Raw genomic sequence first — 6,698 nt, 5'->3', positions numbered from 1 at the left:
CAAGCTCTAGCGCTCTCACCGCTCCATTTGTGGCTTGCTGAACCAGCAGACGCTGCTCTCTATTGGGGTGCTGCGAGATCAACCTCCCATCGGGCAAACGCCCTAGCCGAGCGCTATGGCTGAGGAAAAACACACCACTCTCCATTGCAGCTAACTGAATTCTATTAAGGGGGTTCTCGTCTCCAAGCGACGATTCCCCTTTCTCGACAAACAGGCTTCCGGGCTGGCTCAGCCAGAGTGCTTTATCATTCCAGATTGCCAAGAGATCGTCACGCTCTAGCCTTGCTTGGATAGTTGTTCCCTGGTGTTGCCTATAAAACTCACTTACGCGACGCTGTGTCCCATCTGGCAGGACTCTATACGAGGTTGCTTGAAGGAATGGGGCTTCCCCAAGCCTCTGTGCCGCCTGCCAAAGAGAGACGCCATAGAACACCCGAGGCCCTACTGCAATCCCAAATCCAAAAAATCCTGCGACTATAACTCCAAGCAACACACGGCGAAGCTTAAGAGATCTTAGCGCGTTTTTCTGAATTGCGGCTTCTTGCCACGCCAACTCGGAGGCTTTCGCCTCTGCGAGCTGCGCGACTTTTAGCGCAAGAGCTGCACTGGGCTCTGCTGGCGGGTGGGCACGCTGCATCGCTTCGGTGAGTGTGTCTGTTTTTCTCTCGTTATTCATAGCTCCGTCTCCTCAAAGTACGCGCTTCCCTTGGCTCGTGCGGCGGCACGTGCGCGGTGCAGGAGCTGGCCCACGGCTGCCGGGGAGCGCTTGAGAATGATCCCCATCTCTACCAAGCTCAGCTCCTCGACATACTTGAGCCGTAGTGCCTCCCGCTGATCCTCAGGGAGGGCTGCGAGGACAACCCTCAGTTGCTCCAGCGCTTCGTCGCCCAAAAACTCCACTTCGGGCGAGCTTCCCCCCAAGAGCGTCTCGTTCAGCCCAGACTCGGGGTGGCGCTGGCGACGGCGCAGGACATCGGTGATTTTCCGACGGGCGATCCCAAAGAGCCAGGCACGTACCGGGTCGTGGTCAGCCGTTTCGGGGGCGGGTGTTGGGCAGGACTTCCAGCTTGCAAACGCGGCGACAAAGACCTCAGCCACTACATCTTCGGCCTCTGTGCCCGGCCCAAGCCGCGTCGTGGCGTAGCGCACCACCGTTGCCAGATAGCGCGTGGGCAGCTCACCGGGCGTCAGGCGCTCCACAACGAGAGTGCGTTTCCAGGGGAGGGCAAAAGCGGTGCGCGTGGTCATCTACAACATCATTCGCGCAAAGGCGCAAAATTTAACGCGAGAGTGACAAGTAGCCAATCTCTGCCAGATCGGCGTCGAGGTCTGCCCAGAGCAACTCGGGGTTGAGCTTTCTCAGAAGGCTCTTTGTCAGAGGATGGTGCTGAAAGATCGCCTCCACCGCAGCAAGGGGGATATCGCATTCATAGAGGTCTTGCGCCCAGCGATGGTAAGAGTGTGCCTCGCTACAGAGAAGGGAAAGAAGTTCCTGCGCCCCATCGGGATCGGCACTAGGAGGAAAGTTAATCACGCCTTGCTGCCAAGTGGAATCGGTCTCCTGCCTCCAAAAACAAAAAGTCGTTTCTTCTAGAGCAAAGGCAGGTTCGGTCAGAAAGCTTGCAAAGACAGATGGCACACTTTCTAATACACCAAGCCAGAGACAAGGTAGATCACTCCTAAAAGGATTCATGGGAGAATCTACGGCGAAGCCCTTTAGAATCGCACCTTCTTGAGTAAAGAGCAAGAAGTAGCCACTGCCTTGCCCATCCCGCATTGAGGCCATCTGTTGGCCGGGAGCCCAGTGCGCGTTGTAGGAAAAGTAGCGTCCCTCCCAGTCGGGGCAGAGAATCGCATCCAGCATCGCTAAAGACTGGCTCCGCGCCCTCAGGGGAGCAATCGTCGGGAGTGGTGGCATCAGCGTGACCAATCCGCGTTTTGTAGCACAACCCGGTAACCATCGGCGTCCTCGAAGGTCTTCCCTGCGCGATCCCAGTACGGGTTGTAGGACGTCACCGGCGCGAAGCCGTGCGCCTCCATGCAGGCGAGGGCGGCTTGCCACTGCTCGGTATCGGGGAGATAGAAGACGACTAAGTTGTCCTGCGTCGGTGCAGGCCCGACCTTGTGGCCCTTCTGGCGGGTGAACTCGAAGTGATACGGTGCGCCCGGAGCGCCCAGCATCAGGCCATCGAAGCCGTCGTGGTCTTCAAACGAGCCGAGCAGCTCCAGCCCGAGGCCATCACGGTAAAAACGCAGAATCTCGTCCCAGTGATCCGTAGGCCGGGCGATGCGTAGTTTGAGTTCGGGTGTCATGGCTCTAAGCGTACCCGAAGCTGGTTCCAGAGAGGGGCAGAGGACTGGGCATTGCAGGTCTATTCGATAGACCAGGCGCAGTTGTCTGCTCCGCCGTCGGTGCCGCATCCTAGCCGTCCTCGGGCGCTCCAGCGTGCGTGGCCGTCGGCGAAGGCGGAGTTCGAGCCATTGCTGTGCCGCGTGGCTCCGAGGCGCTGGCCGTGCGTGTCCGCAGGGCGAGGGTCCCACTCGTAGCTACCGGTGAAGACTGAGTGCGCCTCGATTAAAAGCACGGTCTGAGCCGGAGCCGTCACGGCGGCGAGGGAGCTGGTGGAGATTCCGTCCTCGTCAAGGTTGGCGAACAGGGGAGTCGCGCCTCCAGGGTGACGGTGAACGCGTGGCACGGCGTAGGCAGCGGTGCCCCGGAAATCCAGCGTGGAGAAGACCGTGTCATAGATAGGCTGGCCATTGTCATCGGTTCCGATCCGAACCCTAAAGGCGCGGCGGCGGGTGTCGGGTCGCCAGGAGCGCAGGCGAACTTGGGGGCAGAAATGAGCCTCGTGCGACTTAACATAAGGGTGCAGGGCAAAGCGCCAGGTGTAGCCACGGGGCGTATCGGACTCACCAAAGAAAACCGCAGGCGGCGTCTCGTCGTAGTCCTGGGCGTACATCAGGTGCGCCAAGGCAAGCTGCTTCAGGTTAGAGAGACAGACGCTCTGACGGGCTTTCCCGCGTGCTTGGGCAAAAACGGGAAAGAGAATCGCCGCCAGAATCGCGATAACCGCGATGACAACAAGTAGCTCGATGAGTGTGAAAGCTCGATGCATCCCAGACCACCTCCGTGTGAGTGAGATTATACAGGAAAATTCTAAGAATGGGTGAGACATGCCGCCTGAAACCAGCGCTCACGGGCGGCCCGCATCCGCTGCTGCCACTCCGGGCTCTCGTTAGTGGCAAACCATGACAGAAAATCATCGGCCATGAGGGCGCTGTAGAAGGCAAGAACGCGACACTCTAGGGGATCGGGATTCCAGAGGCGGATCAGCTCTAGGGGATAAAGCTCCGTCGCCGTGTCACAGACCAGCCCGACATGGGTGAGCGCCAGCCAGTAGAGTAGGTCGCCGTAGCAGACACAATCCAGGTCAATCAGCCCCGTCAGCTCTCCGTTTTCAATGAGCACATTCTTGCCCGTGATGTCGTCCAGAAAGCAGGTCGGCGGGACGGTTTGTAAGTAAGCTTTGAGGTCGTCAGGGGCTTCGTCGAGGCGCGGGTGGGTTTGTAAAAGGCTCCACCAGGTGGCGTGGGTGCTGGGCGTGCCGGGCGGGACAAAGCCGAAGCCGCTGCCTTGGGGAAGTGTGCTCACTCGGCGCTGAAGGGCAACAATCTGCTCGGCGACGCGGGTTTGTTGCTCGGGGGTCATCCCCGCCAGTGCCCAGCGCAGCTCGACACCCGGCGTCCAGCTCAAGATCAGCCACGAAAAATCCCGTGCCTGCCCTGACGCTAGCACTTCCGGCACGGGAAGCCCCAGCGCGGCGAGGCGTGCAATGGTGTGGACAGTTCCCGCAAAGCCATCGGTGCGTGAGTGGAGCCGCAGGACAGCTCGCTCACCGCTAGGGAAAGTAGCGGCAAAGACGCTATTTGCCTGCCCTCCGGTGAGCAGCTCAATGGTCATGAACCGAGAAAGTGCTCGGTGAGGCGCTGGGCAACTTTGGCGACAAGCAAACAGCCCGCGTTGTCCACTTTCCAGCGCACGTCGGGGCAGCCCTGGGTAAAGATCGCGAGAGTGAGCTTTTTCCCACCACGCTCAATCACTCCAACATCGTTACGAACGCCTGTGACTGCGCCAGGCTTGTGGGCACACGAGTAGCCCTCTAGAAAGCGTGGGAGCATGGCGGTGTCGCTGACCTGGCGCATGCGCTTGATGGTCTCTGAACCGAGCTGCGAGAGAACTTTCACGAAGTCCTGCGTGGTTCCTGTGGCGGTGTGCGGCGGGTCGGCGGGCTCCAGCGCGAACTTGATGGACCGATGGATTTTCGTGTCCGTGCAGCCCCACGCAACCAACCGCGCATTGACGGCCTCAGGCCCGCCCACGGCCCGCAGGCACAGATTGCTGGCCGTGTTGTCCGAGACCGAGATTGCCAGTGTCGCCAAGTCACCCAAGGGGAGCACAAGGCCCGGCGTGAGGGTCGCCAGCACGCCGCTTCCCGGAACGTAGTCCGCCCGGGTCACCATGATCGGCTGCGCCAAGTCCAGCTCTTGCTGAAAAATCTCCTCGATAATGGCGATCTTGATAGAGCTGGCAGTGGGAAGCACACGGTCGGCGTGGTAGAGAATAGTCTCTCCACCACACGCCGCCGCCACGCTCAGCACGCCGCCCCCTAGCTCTGCCTCAAGATCCTCAAAACCCACTAGTGCGCCTCGTCGTCCTCGTCGCCCATGCGGTAGGGCGAGTCCTCGTCGTCCTCGTTTTCTTCCGCATCCAGAATCTCCTCTGCCGACTCCGACTGCACCGACGACACAGGGCGGGCACGCTGGGCAGCCCACCCGCGTAGCTCGGCGATACTCTCTTGCATCGTCACCGCCAGAGGCACCGAGATCTTCACCGAACGCTTCAGATCCTCCATCGTCACCTCACGGATCGTCTCCTCGCCCGTCTTGGCATTTTTATCCCGATCCGCAAACGCCGAGAAAAGTGCCGAGACCACCGCCTCCTCAATCTCCGCCCCCGAGAAACCCATCGCCACTTTCCCGAGCTCAACCGTATCGAAGTCCTTGGAATCGCGGCCCCGCTTCTTCAGGTGAATATCGAAAATCTCCTTGCGCTCCGCCTTCGAGGGCAAGTCCACAAAGAAAATCTCATCGAAGCGCCCTTTACGCAGAAGCTCAGGAGGCAGCGCAGTGACATTGTTACTGGTCGCAATGACAAAAACAGGCGCTTTTTTATCCTGCATCCACGCCAAAAACGTCCCAAAAACGCGACTAGTAGTCCCACCATCGCTAGAACCCGAGCTTTGCGTCCCTGAAAACCCCTTTTCCAACTCGTCAATCCACAAAACACAGGGGGCCACAGATTCCGCGGTCGAAATTGCCTTTCTAATATTTTCTTCGCTCTGTCCAACAATTCCTCCGAAGATTTTACCCACATCTAAGCGCAAAAGTGGTAATTTCCAGAGTGAACCGATGGCCTTAGCGGTGAGAGACTTACCACACCCTTGAACACCGAGTAATAAGACGCCTTTAGGCTCGGGCAAGCCGTACTGCCGGGCGGCATCCGTGAAGCTGGCGGTGCGCTGGCTCATCCACTCTTTAAGGAGATCCATGCCACCGACATCGGAGAAGGCTTCGCTGGCGGGGTAGTACTCTAGAATTCCGGACTTGCGGATGATCTGCTCTTTTTCGGAGAGGATCACGTCAATATCGAACTTGCGTTTCTCGACCAGGGACTTGGCAAAGACATTCTCGGCTTCGTTACTGGTGAGGCCCGAGGCGGCTTTCAGAATCTGCTCCCGCTCCAGCGGAGTGAGGTTCACGTCAATCTGGTTGTTGGAGCGGACGGACTGGATAATTCCCTCTAGTAGTCGGTCAATGTCCTGAGGGGTGGGAAGCTGGTAGTCCACGACCGTGATCTCTTTCTCCAGCTCGACGGGCAGCTTGAGGGTTGGCGAGAGCAGGATCAGGGTCTTGAAGCTGGTCTTGAGGGCATAGACCAGGTCGCGGAGCTTGCGGACGACCATGTGGTCGTTCATGAAGGGGTGGAAGTCTTTGAGCAAAAAGACAGTCTGATCGGGAGCGGCAAGGATTTGGTCGAGCGCAGCCAGAGGGTCACGCGAGGCGACATTGCCGCCCAGACCACTGGTGATGGTCCACTGGATCAGCTTCTTGCCACGCTTCTGGCAGATCTCCCGAAGCGTCTCCTCCACACGTCGCTCTTCCCATGAGACGACATAGATAATCGGGTAGCGGGCACGGATGAGTGTCTCCAGCTCCACGTCAACAGGCTTGGACCAGTTCTGGGCCACAGTGGTTATTCTCCTAGCGCGAAATGCGCCCTTCATTATAGACCGCGAAAGCCCGTTGTACAATCCGCTAAAAAAACTCGTCGTTGTACCGGCACGCTTTGGCATGGCACGTGCATTGAATGCTAAACAGACGAGAGCGTGACTTCTCTCCCTAAATCTTTCTCTCCCTCTTCCCTGGCCTCAAAAGCCAGGGATTTTTTTTCGGGTATAGTTTAGGACATGGTTCAAAGTCACTTTTCTGTCCCCGAGATTGAGTGTGGCGGCTGCGCCCCCGCGATTTAGCGGGCGCGTACCAAAGGGGGGGGCCTCGGTGCAGTAAAGGTCAAAGTTGTAGAAAAGATAGTCACCGTAGCCCACGAACCCAAAATTGTCTACGTGGCCGCGCTT

9 protein-coding genes are annotated in these 6,698 nt (G+C 58.6%); all 9 read right to left on the bottom strand.

The genetic code is table 11. The features are described from left to right. The coding region (locus tag RMO15_RS31255; RefSeq protein ID WP_309722568.1) for a hypothetical protein at positions 1-676 on the bottom strand (676 nt) is incomplete at its 3' end. Beyond that, positions 673-1,248, bottom strand: coding sequence for a sigma-70 family RNA polymerase sigma factor (locus RMO15_RS31250; protein WP_309722564.1), 576 nt, complete (start codon positions 1,246-1,248; stop codon positions 673-675). The genes RMO15_RS31255 and RMO15_RS31250, both read right to left, overlap by 4 nt. A 31-nt stretch (positions 1,249-1,279) precedes the next feature. Continuing rightward, positions 1,280-1,930 (bottom strand): hypothetical protein, encoded by a 651-nt coding sequence (locus tag RMO15_RS31245; protein WP_309722560.1) that lies wholly within the window; start codon positions 1,928-1,930, stop codon positions 1,280-1,282. Continuing rightward, positions 1,918-2,313 (bottom strand): VOC family protein, encoded by a 396-nt coding sequence (locus RMO15_RS31240; RefSeq protein WP_309722556.1) that lies wholly within the window; start codon positions 2,311-2,313, stop codon positions 1,918-1,920. Before RMO15_RS31240 ends, RMO15_RS31245 begins: the two co-directional genes overlap by 13 nt. A 59-nt stretch (positions 2,314-2,372) precedes the next feature. Continuing rightward, positions 2,373-3,119 carry a DUF1559 domain-containing protein gene (locus tag RMO15_RS31235; protein ID WP_309722550.1) on the bottom strand — a complete coding sequence of 249 codons (747 nt, stop codon included), beginning with the start codon at positions 3,117-3,119 and terminating at the stop codon, positions 2,373-2,375. Positions 3,120-3,160: 41 nt separating this feature from the next. Next, positions 3,161-3,964 (bottom strand): aminoglycoside phosphotransferase family protein, encoded by an 804-nt coding sequence (locus tag RMO15_RS31230; RefSeq protein ID WP_309722545.1) that lies wholly within the window; start codon positions 3,962-3,964, stop codon positions 3,161-3,163. Then, positions 3,961-4,701, bottom strand: coding sequence for a serine hydrolase (locus RMO15_RS31225; RefSeq protein ID WP_309722542.1), 741 nt, complete (start codon positions 4,699-4,701; stop codon positions 3,961-3,963). Before RMO15_RS31225 ends, RMO15_RS31230 begins: the two co-directional genes overlap by 4 nt. Further along, the gene (locus RMO15_RS31220; protein ID WP_309722538.1) at positions 4,701-6,311 is read right to left on the bottom strand and encodes an AAA family ATPase; all 1,611 of its coding nucleotides are present in this window, start codon (positions 6,309-6,311) and stop codon (positions 4,701-4,703) included. The genes RMO15_RS31225 and RMO15_RS31220 overlap by 1 nt, the downstream gene beginning before the upstream one ends. Positions 6,312-6,491: 180 nt before the next feature. Continuing rightward, a partial coding sequence (locus RMO15_RS31215; protein WP_309722535.1) for a hypothetical protein occupies positions 6,492-6,698 on the bottom strand: 207 nt, incomplete at its 5' end.

Origin of the sequence: Armatimonas sp. (genome assembly GCF_031410135.1) — a bacterium.
In the GTDB taxonomy this organism is placed as follows: domain Bacteria; phylum Armatimonadota; class Armatimonadia; order Armatimonadales; family Armatimonadaceae; genus Armatimonas.
Note: the sequence above shows the minus strand (reverse complement) of the source record. Positions and strands in the feature narration are given on the sequence as shown.